The 15,330-nt window shown below is 75.3% G+C and carries 19 protein-coding genes and 1 pseudogene; 15 read left to right on the top strand and 5 right to left on the bottom strand.

All coding sequences use genetic code 11. From position 1 onward, the window contains the following. Positions 1–484 precede the first annotated feature (484 nt). From AB2L27_RS00770 to AB2L27_RS00750, 5 genes and pseudogenes are all read left to right on the top strand, one after another. On the top strand, positions 485–1,534 hold the full coding sequence (locus tag AB2L27_RS00770; protein WP_370439541.1) for a cell wall-binding repeat-containing protein: 1,050 nt from the start codon (positions 485–487) through the stop codon (positions 1,532–1,534). Positions 1,535–1,663: 129 nt separating this feature from the next. Beyond that, a complete protein-coding gene (locus AB2L27_RS00765; RefSeq protein WP_370439540.1) occupies positions 1,664–2,680 on the top strand; it encodes a dioxygenase family protein in 1,017 nt (338 codons plus the stop codon). A gap of 239 nt (positions 2,681–2,919) precedes the next feature. Beyond that, positions 2,920–3,170: pseudogene (locus tag AB2L27_RS00760) on the top strand (IS110 family transposase); the annotation flags it as partial. Positions 3,171–3,376: 206 nt separating this feature from the next. Then, complete coding sequence (locus tag AB2L27_RS00755) at positions 3,377–4,096, top strand: transposase (protein ID WP_370439539.1); 720 nt, start codon at positions 3,377–3,379, stop codon at positions 4,094–4,096. 398 nt (positions 4,097–4,494) lie between these two features. Next, positions 4,495–4,698 (top strand): hypothetical protein, encoded by a 204-nt coding sequence (locus AB2L27_RS00750; RefSeq protein ID WP_370439538.1) that lies wholly within the window; start codon positions 4,495–4,497, stop codon positions 4,696–4,698. Between the two features lie 3 nt (positions 4,699–4,701). Here the strand turns inward: AB2L27_RS00750 and AB2L27_RS00745 are convergent, their stop codons facing one another. Beyond that, positions 4,702–5,631: an aldo/keto reductase gene (locus AB2L27_RS00745; protein WP_370439537.1), complete on the bottom strand. Its 930-nt coding sequence runs from the start codon at positions 5,629–5,631 to the stop codon at positions 4,702–4,704. A 72-nt stretch (positions 5,632–5,703) separates the two neighbouring features. Between AB2L27_RS00745 and AB2L27_RS00740 the strand changes: the two genes are divergently transcribed. From AB2L27_RS00740 to AB2L27_RS00730, 3 genes are all read left to right on the top strand, one after another. Beyond that, positions 5,704–7,143: a glucose-6-phosphate dehydrogenase gene (locus AB2L27_RS00740; RefSeq protein WP_370439536.1), complete on the top strand. Its 1,440-nt coding sequence runs from the start codon at positions 5,704–5,706 to the stop codon at positions 7,141–7,143. A 26-nt stretch (positions 7,144–7,169) separates the two neighbouring features. Then, entirely contained in the window at positions 7,170–7,817 is a 648-nt protein-coding gene (locus tag AB2L27_RS00735; protein ID WP_370439535.1) for a haloacid dehalogenase-like hydrolase, read from the top strand. A 70-nt stretch (positions 7,818–7,887) separates the two neighbouring features. Next, entirely contained in the window at positions 7,888–8,133 is a 246-nt protein-coding gene (locus tag AB2L27_RS00730) for a hypothetical protein (RefSeq protein WP_370439534.1), read from the top strand. Positions 8,134–8,149: 16 nt separating this feature from the next. On the opposite strand, the gene AB2L27_RS00725 is transcribed toward AB2L27_RS00730, so the two are convergent. From AB2L27_RS00725 to AB2L27_RS00715, 3 genes are all read right to left on the bottom strand, one after another. Next, on the bottom strand, positions 8,150–8,794 hold the full coding sequence (locus tag AB2L27_RS00725; protein WP_370439533.1) for a CAP domain-containing protein: 645 nt from the start codon (positions 8,792–8,794) through the stop codon (positions 8,150–8,152). Between the two features lie 172 nt (positions 8,795–8,966). Beyond that, positions 8,967–9,386, bottom strand: coding sequence for a hypothetical protein (locus tag AB2L27_RS00720; protein ID WP_370439532.1), 420 nt, complete (start codon positions 9,384–9,386; stop codon positions 8,967–8,969). Between the two features lie 41 nt (positions 9,387–9,427). Continuing rightward, on the bottom strand, positions 9,428–10,318 hold the full coding sequence (locus tag AB2L27_RS00715) for an EamA family transporter (protein WP_370439531.1): 891 nt from the start codon (positions 10,316–10,318) through the stop codon (positions 9,428–9,430). Between the two features lie 87 nt (positions 10,319–10,405). Here AB2L27_RS00715 and AB2L27_RS00710 point away from each other — a divergent pair, with 87 nt between their 5' ends. From AB2L27_RS00710 to AB2L27_RS00680, 7 genes are all read left to right on the top strand, one after another. Next, positions 10,406–11,329 carry a LysR family transcriptional regulator gene (locus tag AB2L27_RS00710; protein ID WP_370439530.1) on the top strand — a complete coding sequence of 308 codons (924 nt, stop codon included), beginning with the start codon at positions 10,406–10,408 and terminating at the stop codon, positions 11,327–11,329. A 107-nt stretch (positions 11,330–11,436) separates the two neighbouring features. Further along, on the top strand, positions 11,437–11,904 hold the full coding sequence (locus AB2L27_RS00705; protein ID WP_370439529.1) for an Asp23/Gls24 family envelope stress response protein: 468 nt from the start codon (positions 11,437–11,439) through the stop codon (positions 11,902–11,904). Beyond that, on the top strand, positions 11,901–12,311 hold the full coding sequence (locus AB2L27_RS00700) for an Asp23/Gls24 family envelope stress response protein (protein ID WP_370439528.1): 411 nt from the start codon (positions 11,901–11,903) through the stop codon (positions 12,309–12,311). Before AB2L27_RS00705 ends, AB2L27_RS00700 begins: the two co-directional genes overlap by 4 nt. A 96-nt stretch (positions 12,312–12,407) precedes the next feature. Continuing rightward, positions 12,408–12,587: a DUF2273 domain-containing protein gene (locus AB2L27_RS00695; RefSeq protein WP_370439527.1), complete on the top strand. Its 180-nt coding sequence runs from the start codon at positions 12,408–12,410 to the stop codon at positions 12,585–12,587. Next, on the top strand, positions 12,580–13,029 hold the full coding sequence (locus AB2L27_RS00690; RefSeq protein WP_370439526.1) for an Asp23/Gls24 family envelope stress response protein: 450 nt from the start codon (positions 12,580–12,582) through the stop codon (positions 13,027–13,029). Before AB2L27_RS00695 ends, AB2L27_RS00690 begins: the two co-directional genes overlap by 8 nt. Next, positions 13,026–13,640, top strand: coding sequence for a DUF6286 domain-containing protein (locus AB2L27_RS00685; RefSeq protein WP_370439525.1), 615 nt, complete (start codon positions 13,026–13,028; stop codon positions 13,638–13,640). Before AB2L27_RS00690 ends, AB2L27_RS00685 begins: the two co-directional genes overlap by 4 nt. After that, positions 13,637–14,212: a hypothetical protein gene (locus AB2L27_RS00680; protein WP_370439524.1), complete on the top strand. Its 576-nt coding sequence runs from the start codon at positions 13,637–13,639 to the stop codon at positions 14,210–14,212. Before AB2L27_RS00685 ends, AB2L27_RS00680 begins: the two co-directional genes overlap by 4 nt. A gap of 39 nt (positions 14,213–14,251) precedes the next feature. On the opposite strand, the gene ribD is transcribed toward AB2L27_RS00680, so the two are convergent. Then, on the bottom strand, positions 14,252–15,268 hold the full coding sequence (ribD, locus tag AB2L27_RS00675; protein WP_370439733.1) for a bifunctional diaminohydroxyphosphoribosylaminopyrimidine deaminase/5-amino-6-(5-phosphoribosylamino)uracil reductase RibD: 1,017 nt from the start codon (positions 15,266–15,268) through the stop codon (positions 14,252–14,254). Positions 15,269–15,330 lie beyond the last annotated feature (62 nt).

Below are 15,330 nucleotides of genomic sequence, written 5' to 3'. Positions count from 1 at the left end.
CGTGCTCGGGGTGTGCGTCAGCTGTGAATGCCAGACGCCGCGTGGTCGTCGGAGCCCCGGCGTCCCCGCTCCTGCCGCGCGGCCCGACCACGGCCCGAGCCAGGGTTCCTGCGCGATGAGGCGCAGCGGACCGCTCCACGACGCGCGGACTCACCACGGTCCTCGGATCGACGGTCCCCCGGCTGCGGAGCTGACGACGAGGGCGGGGAGGTGCGGACGGCCGGCAACGGCCTGGCCGCGGTCCGCGCCGCCCGCACAGGCACCGCCGGCCGACGGAGACCCGCGCTGTGCGCGGACGGGCACCGTGGTGGCACCTGCTCAGGGCCACGACCACTACGTCCAGCCGGCGGAGAGTTCTGTGTCGTCACTGTGAGTCCTTCGCAATCGGCTGAAAGTAACAAATCGACTCTAGGGTTGAACTGCTCACCCGGCCGGTCCCGCCATCGGCCCGTCCACACATCGAGGTTCGAAGGGTTACCCCAGCATGCGTCTGCTCTCCCGTCCCCTCCGCTTCAGCGTCGCTGCGGCAACTGCCGCCGCCGCCGTCGTGGTCTGCAGCACCAGCCCGGCCCTGGCGGCCACCACCGTCACCCGCGTCTACGGCGCCGACCGGGTCGCGACCGCCGTCGCCACCGCAGCGGCGTTCACCGGCCGGAAAGCTCAGGCCGTGGTCTTGACCCGCTCCGACACCTACGCCGACGCCTTGGCCGGAGCGCCCCTGGCTGCCGACAAGAGTGGGCCGCTGCTGCTGACCTCCACCGCCAGCCTCGACCCTGCCGTCGCAGTCTCCTTGCAGGACGTCTTGCCCACCGGTGGCACCGTCTACCTGCTGGGCGACACCAACGCCTTGTCCTCCGACGTCGAAACCGCCGTCCACGAGCTCGGCTTCGAGACGGTCCGCCTGGCCGGCGCTGACCGCTACGCCACCGCCGTCGCGATCGCCGAGGCGATGCCCCAGGCCGACACCGTCTCGGTGGTGACCGGTCAGAACTTCCCCGACGGCCTGGCCGCCGGCGCCTTCATGGGCGTGCAGGACCCCGACACCACCCACGCCCTGGGCGTGGTCCTGCTCAGCGACGGGACGAAGCTGGGCACCGCCACCAGCGCCTACCTGGGCTCACGCACCTTCGAGGTGAAGTACGCCGTCGGTGGTGCCGCCGTCAGCGCGGTCACCACCGGTGCCTCCGGCACCTGGGACGACCTCGCCGGCGCCGACCGCTACGCCACTGCCGCCCTGGTCGCACAACAGTTCACCTCCACCGGCGCCTTCAGCGACGCCACCACCGCCGTCGGAGTCGCCACGGGAGAGAACTGGCCCGACGCCATGGCCGGGTCGGCTCTCCTGGCCTTCGAGGGCGGCCCCATGCTCTTGACGCGCAAGGACACGCTGCCCACCAGCACCGCACAGGTGCTCACCGCTCTGACCGAGGACGCCACCACGGCGGGCACCCCGATCTCTCACGCCCTCGTCTTCGGCAGCGCAGACGCCGTCTCCGACGCCGTCTACACCCAGATCACGGCCGCCTTGCAGTAGCAGGCGAGCTGGGACGAACCCACGGCTCCGCACCTCTTCGGGGTTTCGGAGGCGGTCGCCTCCACGACCTCGGCACCAGCCCGATCACAGCCCGGCTTCGAGCCGGGTCCCAATCCCAGGAGACTCTTCATGAACCCCTTGCAGTGCAACGACGCGGAATCGTTCGTCGACCCCGCTCCGGACCCGGCGCTGGACAACCAGGTAGACAACGCCGCCTACGTCCGCGCGGTGCACGACAACGGCCTGGCCTTCGACCTGGCCACCCTCAGCCGCCGCCGCATGCTCACCGGCCTGGGTAGCGCCGGCGCTGCCGCCGCCGTCGCCGGAATCGTCGGCGCACAGCCCGCGGCGGCGGCCGTCCCTGAGATCGAGTCCGAGACCGCCGGCCCCTACCCCGGCGACGGCAGCAACGGCGTCGAGATCCGCACCGCCGACGGCATCGTCCGGAACGACATCCGCTCCACCTTCGGCACGACCAACAACCTGACCGCCACGGGCATCCCGCTGACGATCAACCTCACGATCACCGACCTCGACGAAAACCCGCTGCCGGGTCACGCGGTGTACCTGTGGCACTGCGATCGCGATGGCAACTACTCCCTGTACTCCACCGGGATCACGGACCAGAACTACCTGCGCGGAATCGCCACGACGAGTGCTGCCGGTCTGGTGAGCTTCACCAGCATCTTCCCCGCCTGCTACTCCGGGCGCTGGCCGCACATCCACTTCCAGGTCTACTCGACCATCGCCGAGGCCACCAGCGGCAGCGGCACCATCCGCAAGACCTCTCAGTTGGCCATCCCCGAAGACGCCGCCGACGCCGTGTACGCCACCACCGGCTACAGCCGGAGCATCACCAACATGGCCCAGGTCTCCTTGGAGACCGACAACGTCTTCGGCGACGACGACGCCGCCACCGAACTGGCCACCGTCACCGGCGACGTCACCGCCGGGTACACCGTGGCCTTGACCGCGCCGATCGACCCGGCCGGGCGAGAAGCCACCGGCGGGGGCGGTGTGCCGGGCGGGCCGGGTGGTTCCGGAGGACCGGGGCAGGGTCCGGGCACCGGGGCCCCCACCGCGCCGCCCACCGCGCCGTCGGTCAACGCCCCCGCCGCGGTTCGGCGAAGCCGCACGCGACGCTGAGGCTGCCCCCCGTCACCTTGTCGACCACCCCGCGAGGGGTGGCGGGCCACCGCCGCCGGTACGACTGAGTCCCCCCGCAGCTCGCGTGACCCGGGGGTGTCGTCACCGGCGGCGGGTGGACGCCGGTGATCGCTCACAGGGACCTGTCTGACTGCTACCGCTGTTCGCGACGTGGCTGCTGACGCGGGCGTCTCGGTCGGCCTGCCGTCGGACGAGAACGACGACACGGAGGTCAGCGGGTGGCGCGGACCGAACACCCCTACGAGGTGTCGTGCGGCATCGACGTCGGCCAGAGCAACCACCACGCCCGCACGATCGAGCGCTGAGCAACGATGAGGCCGAACTGCGGGCCGTCTTCACCGAGCGGCAAACCCACGGACGGATCCTGGTCGTCGTGGACCAGCCCGCCTCGATCGGCGCGCTGGCGATCGCCGTCGCGCGGGCGATGGGCATCGACATCGCCCACCTGTCAAGGCCCGGGTTCCGTAGACGGTGTGAAGCAACGCTCAGGCGGCGGTGACCTCCGCGCGGGCCGCGATCTCGAACTGGGCCTGGAACTCGACCGGCGGGACCATGCCGAGCTCGCCGTGCAGCCGGCGGTTGTCGTACCGCTCGACGTGGCGGGCGACGGCCCGCTCGACGTCGTCCAGACCGCGCCGAGGGCCCTCGCAGCCGGGTCGGCGCGGGCGTTGACGGGTGCGCGGTGGGCGAAGGGGTGCGAACCCCGAGGACCCGACCGAGAAGCAGGCCGCGCAGCTGGAGCGGATCGGGTGGGCGCGGCGGTGCCGGGTCCCGGCGTTCGTGGCGCTGTCGCGCACGATCGTCGGACACCGTCCGGCGATCGAGACGACGTTCGAGCACGGGTTGTCGAACGGGGTGGTGGAGTCGACGAGCACGACGCTCCGGGCGTCGACGCGGTTGGCGTTCGGGTTCCATCCCGCGACGCCGTTGGTGCCGTTGGCGATGCTCACCCTCGGTGGGTTCTGCCCGCCGTCACCGGGCCGTGGGAGCCGCCGACGGTTCACGCACCAGTCAGGAGAGCCACGTGTGAGGCGAGCCACGGGTGGAGGACGCTGGGGGACACCCCCGCTCCGACGGCGGTCTGCGACTGCACCGGGGCCTGGGATTCGGCATCCCCGCGTCCCTGGACGTGCTCGGCGGACGGCAGTGCCGCACCGTTCCCGCCGGCACGTGGGACGAGGGTCCCGAGGTGCGCGACCCCGCCGCTGCGATGCCGGCCCGGGCGGGAACGGTGGCCGGACCGTCGGCGCCCGACGCGCCGACGCTGACTCGGCGGTAGTTCGCCGTCGAGGACGGCCGCCCCGGCGCGCAGGAGGTCCGACCGCGCGGGATCAGAACCCGTTCCCGCGAGGACCCGCTCGACCGACGACCGGTCTCGGTACCGCCTGGCCGTGAGCACCCGGCGCCCGCCCGAGCGACCGGCCCGGTTCCCGCGCTCCGTCCACGGCGTGGGAGACGAACCGGACCCGCGGTTCTCCCCCGCCGACGAGTGCACGTCCCTGGCGCTGCTGGCCGCGGGGGTCGCCCTGGAGGGTCTCTCGACCTGCCGCTGCAGCCGGACCTGCGGCTGGCGGCCTCCCTGCTGCCGGTGGTCCTCGGACTGCTGTCCCGGTGACGGACCGCGAACTGTTCGACCCCGGTCTGCAGCCCGAACGCACCACGCCGGCCTGGCGCCGGACCTGTCTGGCGCCGGACCTGCCTGGCGCCGGACCTGCCTGGCGTCGAGCGTCCTGTCCCTGGGAGGCGCCCGGCTCACCGCGCCCGAGCTCGGAGCGGCCGCCGTCGCCCTCGGGGTGGCGTGCGCCGCGTCGGGGGTCGTCTCGCACCACCTGGCCGGGTCCCGGCAGTGCCGGCACACGGCCCACCTGCTCACGGACGCTCACCTGCGGGACGCGACGACCTCGGCCCACCTCCTGCTGCTCGTGGTGGTCGGGGTCGTCGTGGACGTGACGGCCGTGGCGTTCGTCGTCGCGCGGGGTTTCTCCCCGGCCGGGTGAGGGTCACCCCCAGGGCAGCGCGCTCCGCGTCGCCCAGTACTCCTCGGGCCGCTCCACCACACCGTCCGGCACGGCGGCCGGTGGGCGCGCGGCGAGGTTCTGCGCCAGCTGCTCCCGCGTCACCGCGCCGCTGAGGACGACGTCGACGAACGGCTGGGACAGCGCGGAGCCGAGGGCGAACGCGTCGACGGTCTGGCCGTCGAGGCGGGCGAGCTGCGCGAGCACCGGGGCGGCGCCGTGAACCGTCAGGCGCCCGTTGGCGACGCCCTCCTTGACCACGACGAGCCAGCCCGCCGCGTGCGCCCGGGCCAGGGCCGGGCCGACCGAGCGTTCCAGGAGGTTCCACGTGGACTGCACCGCGGTGAACGGCGTGGACAGCGACAGCGCGCGGTCCACGACGGCGCCCTGCGCCGGCCCGCTCGTGGAGATCCCCACCCGCACACCGGTCCCGGCGAGGTCGGCGAGCGCCCGCAGCAGGGGTTCGTCGTCGAGGGCGCCGGAGTCGGGAGTCACGGAGTGCACGAGGTAGGCGTCCGGCGGACCGCCGAGGGCCTCCAAGGTCTCGGACCACTGCCGCTCGAACAGGGCCGAGGAGTGGTCCTTGCGCTCGTGCACGGCCGCGTCCAGCGTCCAGGCGCCGACGTACTCGTAGCCCCACTTGGACCCGATCGTGAGCTGCTCGCGGCGGCCGGGGTGGGCGGCGAGCCAGGTGCCGAGGAAGCGTTCGGCGTGGCCGTAGGAGCGGGCGACGTCGACGTAGCGCACCCCGGCGTCCCACGCCGCGTCGAGCAGGTCGTGGCAGCGGGCCTGCATCTGCTCCACGGAGCGGCCGGCGGCGAGATCCTGCTCGCGGCCGAGGGTGATGTACGCCGGGCGGCCCACGGCGGCCAGGCCCAACCCGAACCGGTCCGCCCACGGTGTGGTGTTCCTCACGCGGGTAGCGTAGGCGCCGGTCCCGCACCGGGACCCCCGCACGTCCCCCCACGAGTCTCGAGTTGGAGACGCATGAACAACGCGCTGGGCGCCACCACGAGCGCCGGCCCCACCGTCTTCGTCGTCTACGGGGCCAGCGGCGACCTGGCCAAACGGCTCGTCATGCCGGGCTTCGCGGCCCTGGCCGCCGCCGACCTGCTGCCGCAGCGGTGGGTCCTCATCGGCAGCGGTCGCCGCGCCACCCCCGACGAGGAGTACCGCGAGCACGTCCGCGACGGCCTGCGGGAGTTCGCCCGCGGCAAGAGCGGCGTCACCGACGAGGTGATCGACACGATCCTGCCCGGGCTGCGGTTCGCCGGCGGCGGGTTCAGCGAGGACGACCCGGGCGAGCTGCTCGACGCGATCGCGGCGGCGAAGGCGGAGGTCGGCGAGGACGCGCAGGTCGTCCACTACCTCGCCCTGCCGCCCTCGACGTTCCAGTCCTACACGAAGGCCATCGCCGCGCACGGCCTCGCCGAGGGCACCCGGGTCGTCTACGAGAAGCCCTACGGCACGTCGCCGGAGTCGTTCGAGGAGCTGGACCGGCTCGTCCTGTCGGTCTTCGACGAGCAGCAGGTCTTCCGCATCGACCACTTCCTGGGCAAGGAGGCGACGCAGCAGCTGCACGTCATCCGGTTCGCGAACCGGATGATCGAGCAGTTGTGGTCGAACGAGCACGTCGCGCAGGTGCAGATCGACGTGCCCGAGGTGCTCGGGGTCGACGACCGGGCGACGTTCTACGACGAGACCGGCGCCACGCTGGACATGCTCGTCACGCACCTGCTGCAGGTCGCCGCCGAGGTCGCCCTCGAACCGCCGGCGGACTGGACCTCGGACGCGCTGGCCCAGGCCCGCGAGGCGGTGCTGACGAAGATCCGGCCGGTGGACCCCGCCGAGGTCATCCTCGGCCAGGGCACGGGCTACCAGGAGATCAAGGACGTCCGCGAGGGATCGACGACGGACACGTTCGTCGCGGCGCGCGTGTGGGTGGACACCGAACGCTGGCAGGGCGTCCCGTTCGTGCTGCGGACGGGCAAGAAGCTCGCCGAGAGCCACCAGAACGTGACCCTCGTGTTCAAGCGGCCGCTGAACTCGCCGCAGAAGGACGACGAGGCCGCGCCCGAGACGTTGACGTTCACGTTGTCCGGCAACGGGTCCGTGTTCGCCGGGGTCACGGCCCGCCGTCCCGGTGTGTCCGACGACCTCGTCCCGGGCAGGCTCTACCTGGACCTGGCCGAACTGCCGAACGCCGAACCGCTGCCGCCGTACGCGGCGCTGCTGCGCGACGTGCTCATCGGCGACCGTGCCCTGTTCACCACCTCGGCCGGGCTGCGCGACGCGTGGCGGGTCGTCGCGCCGATGCTGGACGAGCGTCCCGAGCTGCACCCGTACGAGCCGGGGACGTGGGGGCCGCAGGCCGCCGAGGCGATCGCCGCCCCCTTCGGCTGGCTGACGGAGCAGCAGAGCTCCTGAACCGGCCCCCCGCGCAGCTCCCGTCCGTGCGCCGTCGCCCTGCGGGGCGGCGGCGCGCGGTCGTGGTCGACCTGGACGGGACGCTGGTCGCCGGGGACGCCTTCGGCGCGTTCCTCCTGCGGCGGTGGCGGCGCTCGCCGCCGCGCCTGGTCGCCGCCCTCGCGCTCGCCCCGCTCCTCCTGCTGGACCGCCGCGCGGAGCTGCTCGTCGTCGCGACGGCCACCGTCGGGACGACGCAGGCGGCGCTCCGGCGGTCGTGGGGCGAGCACGCGGTGCGGCACGCCCGCGCCGGGGTGATCACCGAGACGCTGGACCGGGTCGGGGAGCACCGCGCGGCCGGTGACCGGGTGGTCGTGGCCACGGCGTGCGCCGAACCGCTGGCCCGGCTCGTCCTGGACGCCCTCGGCCTGGCCGACGTCGAACTGGTCGCCACGGCCTACGAGCACCGGCGCTGGCGGACGCCGCGCGCGGCGGCGATCCGGGGCGGGGCGAAGGTCGAGGCGTTGCGCCGGGCCGGGATCGAGCTGCCCGTCGAGCACGCCTACAGCGACAGCCTGCGGGACCTGCCGCTGCTGCTCGCGGCCCGGACCCCGCACCTCGTGCGGCCGCGGCGGCGGGACCTGCCGCGGTGGCGGCGGCGGCTGGGTGACGTGGAGGTGCTGGGCGACCGGTGAGGGGCCCCGGCGGGCGCGCCCTCGCCGTGTCCTGCCGCCCGCACCGGGCCGGAGGGTCCAGGGTGGGGACATGGCGGACGACCTGCTGGCCGACCCGGGCAACTTCCCGGAACTGATGCTGCTGCCGCACCTGGACGACGAGTGGACCGAGGTGCGGCTGGGGCGTCGCAGCGACGGGGCGTGGGAGGTCTACGTGACGATCCGCGTCGACGAGGGCTACCGCAACGAGGCCGCGGCCCAGGCCGTCGCCGACCACTACCGCGAGAACCTCGAGGCGTTCGTCGAGCACCGCCGGCGCCGGCGCCGGCGCCCCTGAGCGGGCGGACCCGCGCTCAGGCCCGGTCGCGCAGGTCCCGCTCGAGCTCGGGGGCGACGGCGGAGGCGGGAGCGGGCAGCGGCTGCGGGGCCACCTGCGCGGCGGGCTGCGCCGCGGGCTGGGCGACGGGCGCGGGAGCGGGGTGGAACCCGGCGACCGGCCCGTTCGGCTGCTCGAAGACCTGGACGACCCACAGGCGCCCGTCCTGGGAGCGGACGGCGCCGAGGCCGACGACGCTGACCTCGGCGCGCAGGATGTTCGCGCGGTGGCCCGGGGAGGCCATGAAGGCGCCCTGGAGCTGGTCGGAGTCGGCACCGACGCCCACGTTCTCCGCGACGAGCGACCACCCCTGGAGCTGCCGGGACAGGTCCGGGTTGTGCTTGAGCTGCGCGTCACCGGCCATCCGGAACGCCCAGTCGGTCGCGACGCGGTTGGCCTCCTCGATCAGCCCCAGCGCCGGCAGACCCGCCTGCGCGCGGGCGGTGTTGACGAGCTCGTAGGAACGCCACGCCTGCCCACCGTCGCCGACGAGACCCGGTCCGTCCGCGTGCGCGGCCCCCGCCCCGGCGACACCGGCCGCGGCGGCCACGGCCACGGCCGCCCCCAGGAGGCGACGGCGGCGGGTGGTGGTGCGGCGGGGGGTGCGGGCGGTGGTGTCCACGATGTCCTCCGGACGATCTGGGCTGCGGGGGGTCGTTGCTCCCCCACTGCCTCGGCCGTCCGGGGCCGCACCTGTAGCCCGATCGGGCGAGGAGGCGTGACGCGACGTCACGAGCGCGAGCTCGGCCACCGCCGAGGGCGGCCCGGTCGCCCGCCGGCACGACCCGGCCCGCCTACCGCTGCAGACCGTCGACCAGGGTCTTGGCGTCCACCAGGGTCAGCCGGGGGTCTTCGGCCCGCAGCACCCTGATGAGCGCGATCTTCCCCGACGAGGTCGTCACGTCCAGCCGGTGCTGCTCGGCCAGCGCCCGCAGCCGGTCGTCGGTCAACGCAGACCTGGCCTCCTGCACCTCCTGCACCTCCTGCCGACGGCGGTCGGCGGCCGCATGGCCCGCCGCGGACCCGCGGCGGAGCGTCAGCAGCAGTTCCCGGCCGGCCACCACGACGATGAGGACGGCGGCCACCAGCCACCACCAGTTCCGCTCGCGCGCGTTGTCGACGGCCAGTCCCACGCCGGCGACGACTCCCCCGACGTAGCCGACGACCTCCAGGCGCCGTCCCCAGGTCCAGTACCGCGCGGTCGAGGTGGTCACCCGACCAGCGTGCCAGTCCGGGCACGGGCCCGTCGGCGGCCTCAGCCGGCCGGGGCCGTGAGGTCCACCCGGTCCCGGCCGTTCTCCACCGGGCGCCGGTCCGCCCGGGCGGTCGCGGTCGCCCCCGCCGAGGCCAGGACGACGAGCACGACCCCGACGCCGCCGAGCAGTGTCATCCGCTGCCCCAGCAGCGCCCACCCCGCGAGGGAGGCGATGACGGGTTCGAGGCTGAGGAGGATGCCGAACGTGCGCTGGGGCAGCCGGCGCAGCGCGGCCAGTTCCAGGGAGTAGGGCACGACGCTGGCGAGCAGGGCCGTCCCGAACGCGAGCCAGAGGCCCTCGGGCGCCGAGAGGGCCTGCAGCGCACCGCCGGCACCGAGCGGGACCAGGACGAGCGCCCCGACGGCGGTGGCGACGGCGAGACCGCCGTGGCCGGGGACCACCGCGCCGACGCGGGCGCTGGTCATGATGTAGGCGGCCCAGAACACCCCGGCCAGGAGCGCGAAGAGCACGCCGACGGGGTCGAGGGAACCGCCGTGGTGCTCGCCGGTGACCCCCAGGACGACGACACCGACGAGCGCGAGCGCGACCCACAGCAGGTCCCGGGCGCGGCGGCTGAGGACGGCCGACAGCGTCAGCGGCCCGAGGAACTCGATCGTGACGGCCGTCCCGAGGTCGATCCGGGAGATCGCGGCGTAGAAGCAGCCGTTCATCGCCCCCAGGCTCAGGCCGAGCGCGACGGCGGCGCGCCACTGCAGCCCCGTCCAGCGCCGCACGCGCGGGCGGACCGCGACGAGCAGCACGAGCGCGGCGAACCCCAGGCGCAGCAGGGTCGTCCCGGTGCTCCCCCCGAGGGCGAAGAGGTGGACGGCGAGCGCCGCGCCGACCTGCAGCGAGGTGCACGAACCGATGACGAGGAGGACGGGACCCACGTCCCCAGTCTGCCGACCCGGACCGTCCTGTCCAGCGCACGTTTCTCCGCGGTACCGTTCAGTTCTTCTGACGGGTCGGGAGGGACCGTGCTGGACGTCCACCGGTTGCGGCTGCTGCGCGAGCTCGACCGCCGCTCGACCCTGGCCGCCGTCGCGGCCGCGCTCGGCTACAGCCCCTCGGCCGTGTCCCAGCAGTTGTCCCAGCTGGAGGTCGAGGCGGGGGTGGCGCTGCTGGAGAAGGTCGGTCGCGGGGTGGTGCTGACCCCCGCCGCCCGGGTGCTCGTGCGGCACGCCGACGTGGTCCTGGCCCAGCTGGAGCGGGCCGAGGCGGACCTGGCGGCCCTGGACGGGGAGGTGGCCGGGGTGCTGCGGGTGGCCAGCTTCCAGACCGTCCTGTTCGCCCTGGTCCCGCGGACGCTGTCGCTGCTGGCCGAGCGGTTCCCGGCGCTGCGCGTCGTCATCGACCACCGCGAGCCGGCGACGGCGTTCTCGGCGCTGGCCGCCCGGGACGTGGACCTCGTCCTGGGGGAGGAGTACCCCGACCGCCCGCACCCGCGTTCGGCCGAGGTGGACGAGGAGGACCTCGTCCACGACCGGCTGCGGCTGGCGGTGCCGACGGGGGGCCCGTGGGCGGGCGCCACGCGCATCGAGGACCTGGCGGCGGCGGCGTGGGTCCTGGAACCGGAGGGCACCGACCCCGGGGACTGGGCGCTGGCCCGGTGCCGCCGGGCCGGTTTCGAGCCGGACGTGCGCATCCGGACCCCGGACGCCCTGCTGCACGTGCACCTGGTCGAGACCGGGCACGCCGTCGCCCTGCTGCCCGACCTCGTGCGGGCCGGGCCCCTGCGGTTGCGCGTGGTGGACCTGCCGGAGGCTCCGACCCGTCGCCTGTTCACGGGGGTGCGGCGCGGCGCCGGTGGCCGTCCGGCCGTCCGGGCGTTCCGGACGGCGCTGCGCGAGGTCGCGGCGGCGGGGTCCCCCGGCCCACCGGCCCGACCTGAGGAGATGTGACGCACGTCACATGATTGAGAGCGTGACGTTCTCCCGGTCCGCGACTCGACCCTGCTGAACGGACGATCCGGCCGCGCAGGGCGGCCGGTCGAGACGCAGGAGGAACCATGTCCGACGTGACCACCAGCACGACCCGTCCCGGTGCCCCCGAGCGGAACTCCGCCAAGCCGGCCGGGCTGGGCAGCGACCACGGCGCCACCACCATCGCCGACACCGTCGTCTCCAAGATCGCCGGCATCGCCGCCCGGGACATCTCCGGTGTCCACGCCCTCGGCGGTGGCGCCGCCCGCGCCGTCGGCGCCCTGCGCGAGCGCATCCCCGGCGGCCGCGTGAACCACTCCCAGGGCGTCTCGGTCGAGGTCGGCGAACGCCAGGCCGCCGTGGACATCGAACTCATCGCCGAGTACGGCGTCCCCATCACCGATCTCGCCTCCGCCGTGCGCCGCAACGTCATCGCCTCCGTGGAGCGCATGACCGGCCTGGAGGTCACCGAGGTCAACCTCGCCGTCTCCGACGTCCACCTCCCCGAGGAGGACGACGAGGACGCCGAGACGCCGGTCGCACGGGTCCAGTGACCGCGGCCGACCACCCCGCGGACCGCGGCACCGCGCGCCGGGCGGTCGCCGAGCAGGTCACGATCGAACGGCTGGCCGACGACCTGGCCGCCGTCGTCCTCGCCGTCCCCGGGGTCAGCGCCCTGCACCCCGGAAACCGGGGGGAGATCGGGACCTACCTGCCCGGCCGCCGCGTCGGGGGGATCCGTCTGCGCGAGGAGGCGTTCACCGCGCGGGCGCGCGACGCCGACGGCTCGCACCCGGTGGAGGTGCACGTCGTGCTCACCGCCGACGCCCCCGTGCGGCAGACGGCCCAGGCCGTCCACGACGCCGTGGACCGTCGGCTCGCGGTCGACGGCCTGCACCCGGCCGTGCTCGTCAACGTGGCGGACCTCGCGGCCGACCCGGCCGCACCCCCCGCCCCCTGACCCGCCTGCGGGCCCTCCCCGGGCCCCCCGGGCCACGGGGTCCCGACGAGGACCCCGTGGCCCGTCCCCACCGACCACCCTGCTCGAGGAGTCCAGATGTCGTCGTCCACCACCGGCCTGCTGGCCGGTCTGCTGCTCGCCCTCATCGCCGGCACCGCCGGTGTCGGCTGGCTCGTGCTCGCCCTGCTCTTCGGCGCCGTCGGCTACCTCGTCGGCGCGCACCTGGAGGGTCGGATCGACCTGAGCTCCCTGCTGCCCGGACGCAGCCGTGGCTGAGACCGGGACCCTGCCCCCGCAGGACGCCCGCCCCGACGCCGCCGACCGCGGGCGCACCGACGTCGCCGACCGCGTGGCCGAGCGCATCGCGACCCGGGCCGCCGTCGAGGTCCCCGGCAGCGTCCGCACCGGCGCCGCACCCGCTCCGGCCCCCGGCTCCGGCCCCGCCGAGCAGGCCCGCCGGGCCGTGGGAGGGGCCGTGGACACCGTCCTGGGCCGCGCCCTGCCCAGCGTCGACTGCACCCGCGCCGGTGACCGGGTCCGCGTCCACGTCCACGTGGCGGGCTCGTGGCCCACGCCCGCCGCCGACCTGGCCGCCGCGGTCCGCGACCGCGTCCGCACGCAACTGCACCACCTCGGCGGTTACACCGTCGACGCCTGCGACGTCACCGTCGAGCGGTACGTCCTGCCGCAGCACGACACGGGGAGGAGGGTCGAGTGAGCGACGTCGACCTCACGAAGGACACCCGGCCGCTGGCCCCGGCCTCGGCGCCCACGGGAGCCGGCCGCATCGGTGTCGTCGGCCCCGTCCTGGCCGTCCTGCTCCTGGCGCTCGCGGTCGTCCTGGGCCGCGAGGCGCTCGTGAGCTGGGGGACGCTGTCCGGCAGCAGCTGGCTGGCCCCGGCCGCCGACGGGCTCGACGGCTTGCGCCGCACCGCACCCGTCGTGCCCGTGGCCGGGGTCGTCGCGGTCGTGGTGGGGGTGTGGCTGCTGCTGACCGCGGTGGCCCGCCGCTCGCGCCACGCCCTGTCCCTGCGCGGGACCGGTTCAGGAGCCGACTCGGGAGCCGGGTCCGGGGCCGGGGTCAGCACGACGACCCACGACCTGGCCCGCCTGGCCACGACCACGGCGTCGGGGACCGACGGCGTCCTGAAGGCCTCCAGCTCGGCGACCCGCCGTTCGCTGGAGGTCCGCGTGCACGCCACCTCCCCGGACGTCCGGGCCCGGCTCGAGCAGTCCCTGGAGGACCTGGTCGCCGGGCTGGACCCCCGGCCCCGCGTCAAGCTGCACCTGCACACGCCCCGCGCGGGCGGGAAGGACGGGAACCGGTGAGCCGCAAGGTCTTAGGAGTGGACCGTCTCGTGGCGTTCGTGCTCGGCCTGGTCCTCCTCGTCGGCGGGGTCGCGGCCGTCGCGTGGTGGGGCGGCTGGCTGGCGCAGGTGCTGCCCGGGACGGGCGACCGCCTCGTCTCCGGCACCGGGGACGCGGTGCGCGCCGGCTGGTTCGCCGCGTCGGCCGCCGTCGCCGCCGTGGTCCTGGGCGTCCTGGCCGTGTGGTGGCTGGTGGCCCACCTGCCCCGCCGCGGCACCGACGACCTGACGCTGCCGGGCAACCAGGCCTCCGGGCGGTTGCGCCTGGCCGCCGACGGCCCGGCCCGCACGGCCGCCGAGCTGCTCGCCGCCCACCCCGGCGTCCGCAGCGCCAGGGGCCGCACGATCGACGACCGCGGGGAGCTCGTCCTGGAGCTGCGCGCCACCTGCGAACCCACCGCCGACCTGCACGAGGTCGCGGCGCAGGCGGAGTGGATCAGCGCGCAGACCCGCGCGGTCCTTGGCCGTGACGACGTGCACGGGCGGGTCGTCCTGTCGGTCGCCCGTTCCGACCACGGCAGCCGCGTTCGCTGATCCCGCCCGGGCCGCCGTGGCGGCCCTCGTCCGGCCGGGTCAGCGCACGGGCCGGCCGGACAGGCGCACGTCGCCGCCGACCACCTCGACCTCGTCGACGTCGAGGCGGACGGCCTCGGCGATGGTCCCGACCCCGGCCGGTCCCAGGGCGGACGGGCCCTGCCCCAGCAGCGCGGGGGCGACGTAGGCCACGACGCGGTCGACGAGACCGGCCGCGAGGAACGCACCGGCCAGGGTCGGCCCACCCTCCAGCAGCACCGACACCACCGCGCGGGAGTGCAGCTCCTGCAACAGCTCCGCGGGGGAGGCGGCGGTCGAGACGAGGGTGGGGGCGGCGTCGTCGAGGACCCGGGCGGTGGTGGGGACCCGCCCGCGCCGGTCGAGGACGACGCGCAGGGGCTGGCGCCCCTGCAGGGCCCCGTCGGGGGAACGGGCGGTCAGGTGCGGGTCGTCGGACAGCACCGTGCCGGACCCGGCGACGATCGCGTCGACCCGCCGGCGCAGGTCGTGCACCTGCGCCCGCGAGGCCGGTGAGGAGATCCAGCGGCTGGTCCCGTCGGCCGCGGCGGAGCGCCCGTCCAGCGTGGCCGCGAACTTCCACAGCACGTGGGGCCGCCCCCGGCGGGCCGAGGTCAGCCACGCCTCGTTGCCCCGTTCGGCCTCCGCGGCCAGGACACCGCCGCGGACGTCGACCCCGGCGGCGCGCAACCGCCCGGCCCCCCCGCCCTGCACGGCGCCGGGGTCGTCGACGGCGTAGACGACGCGGCGGATCCCGGCGGCCAGCAGCGCCTCCACGCACGGCCCGGTCCGCCCGCGGTGGTTGCAGGGCTCCAGCGTGACGTAGGCGGTCCCCCCGGCGGCGCGTCCGCCCGCGGCCGTGAGGGCGTTCACCTCCGCGTGCGGGCCCCCGGCCCGTTCGTGCCACCCCTCCCCCACCACGGCCCCGTCGGCCGCGACGACCACGCACCCCACGACCGGGTTCGGCGACGTCGTCCCGGCCCCGTGCCGGGCCAGGTCCACGGCCCGCCGCACGTGCCGCTCGTCCAGCGCGTCCAGCGCGTCGGTGGACCCGTGAGTGGGCCCGTCGGCAGGTGCGCCGGAGGGGAGCAGGGGTGACG

Origin of the sequence: Kineococcus halophytocola, from assembly GCF_041276425.1 — a bacterium.
GTDB lineage: Bacteria > Actinomycetota > Actinomycetes > Actinomycetales > Kineococcaceae > Kineococcus > Kineococcus halophytocola.
Note: the sequence above shows the minus strand (reverse complement) of the source record. Positions and strands in the feature narration are given on the sequence as shown.

What these genes read in the sequence shown, in the direction of transcription:
- AB2L27_RS00765 (WP_370439540.1), top strand. Translation starts at nt 1,664, where the DNA reads ATGAACCCCTTGCAGTGCAACGACGCGGAATCGTTCGTCGACCCCGCT.
- AB2L27_RS00695 (WP_370439527.1), top strand. Translation starts at nt 12,408, where the DNA reads ATGTCGTCGTCCACCACCGGCCTGCTGGCCGGTCTGCTGCTCGCCCTC.
- AB2L27_RS00740 (WP_370439536.1), top strand. Translation starts at nt 5,704, where the DNA reads ATGAACAACGCGCTGGGCGCCACCACGAGCGCCGGCCCCACCGTCTTC.
- AB2L27_RS00705 (WP_370439529.1), top strand. Translation starts at nt 11,437, where the DNA reads ATGTCCGACGTGACCACCAGCACGACCCGTCCCGGTGCCCCCGAGCGG.
- AB2L27_RS00730 (WP_370439534.1), top strand. Translation starts at nt 7,888, where the DNA reads ATGGCGGACGACCTGCTGGCCGACCCGGGCAACTTCCCGGAACTGATG.
- AB2L27_RS00770 (WP_370439541.1), top strand. Translation starts at nt 485, where the DNA reads ATGCGTCTGCTCTCCCGTCCCCTCCGCTTCAGCGTCGCTGCGGCAACT.